Raw genomic sequence first — 1,074 nt, 5'->3', positions numbered from 1 at the left:
CGAAGCGGTGGGTTCCCCATTCGGAAATCCTCGGATCAAAGCTGCTCGCGGCTCCCCGAAGCTTATCGCAACGTGGTACGTCCTTCATCGCCTCTCAGTGCCAAGGCATCCACCAGATGCCCTTCAGACGCTTGATCTCAACTCCAACGAAAACGCTTGCGCCACGCGCAGGAACAAGCCTGCTCGCGAGTTGACCGACAGGGCCAACTGTTTCCGCCGTTCGATGCTACTCCCAGCCAGCGCGCCTTGTGGGCTTGCCGGCCGAGGAGCGTCCTCGGTCACTTGCACTTCATCTTCACTTGTCCATGATCCCGTCCCGCCTCCACAAATGTGGGGAGGGACACAGCAACGAGCGCTGCGCGCTCGTTGCTGTTCACGTTGCCGTGTTGTGGTTCCTTCCAACGGTCCTCAAAATCGGGCGGCCGATCTTCCACGCTCAACACCAGGAAACTGGTGGAGGCAGACGGGATCGAACCGACGACCTCCTGCTTGCAAAGCAGGCGCTCTCCCAACTGAGCTATGCCCCCTCGATGGTCGAACGCCATCGCCTGAAACATGGTGGGCCAGGGAGGATTTGAACCTCCGACCTCACGCTTATCAAGCGCGCGCTCTAACCAACTGAGCTACTAGCCCGTCCGTGCTCCATCATGGGAGCACGTCGAGAACCGTGAGAAGGGATGCGCCGGCGGCGGCAGAGATACGCCTTTGTGGCTGAGGTGCCGGACCGCTGAGGTCGGCTTCCTTAGAAAGGAGGTGATCCAGCCGCAGGTTCCCCTACGGCTACCTTGTTACGACTTCACCCCAGTCGCTGACCTTACCGTGGTTGGCTGCCTCCCTTGCGGGTTAGCGCACCACCTTCGGGTAAAGCCAACTCCCATGGTGTGACGGGCGGTGTGTACAAGGCCCGGGAACGTATTCACCGCGGCGTGCTGATCCGCGATTACTAGCGATTCCAACTTCATGCACTCGAGTTGCAGAGTGCAATCCGAACTGAGACGGCTTTTGGGGATTGGCTCCATCTCGCGACTTCGCTTCCCACTGTCACCGCCATTGTACCACGTGTGTAGCCCAACC

2 tRNA genes and 2 rRNA genes are annotated in these 1,074 nt (G+C 59.9%); all 4 read right to left on the bottom strand.

Features of this window, described 5'->3' with window-relative positions:
* Nucleotides 1-137: ribosomal RNA gene (locus I71_RS18475) — 23S ribosomal RNA — on the bottom strand; the annotation flags it as partial.
* A gap of 314 nt (nt 138-451) precedes the next feature.
* Nucleotides 452-527, bottom strand: a tRNA-Ala gene (locus I71_RS18470).
* Between the two features lie 29 nt (nt 528-556).
* Nucleotides 557-633: transfer RNA gene (locus tag I71_RS18465), tRNA-Ile, on the bottom strand.
* Nucleotides 634-746: 113 nt separating this feature from the next.
* Nucleotides 747-1,074, bottom strand: a 16S ribosomal RNA gene (locus I71_RS18460); the annotation flags it as partial.

Origin of the sequence: Azospirillum sp. B506 (genome assembly GCF_000333595.1) — a bacterium.
In the GTDB taxonomy this organism is placed as follows: domain Bacteria; phylum Pseudomonadota; class Alphaproteobacteria; order Azospirillales; family Azospirillaceae; genus Azospirillum.
This window is presented reverse-complemented; position numbering and strand designations above follow the sequence as displayed.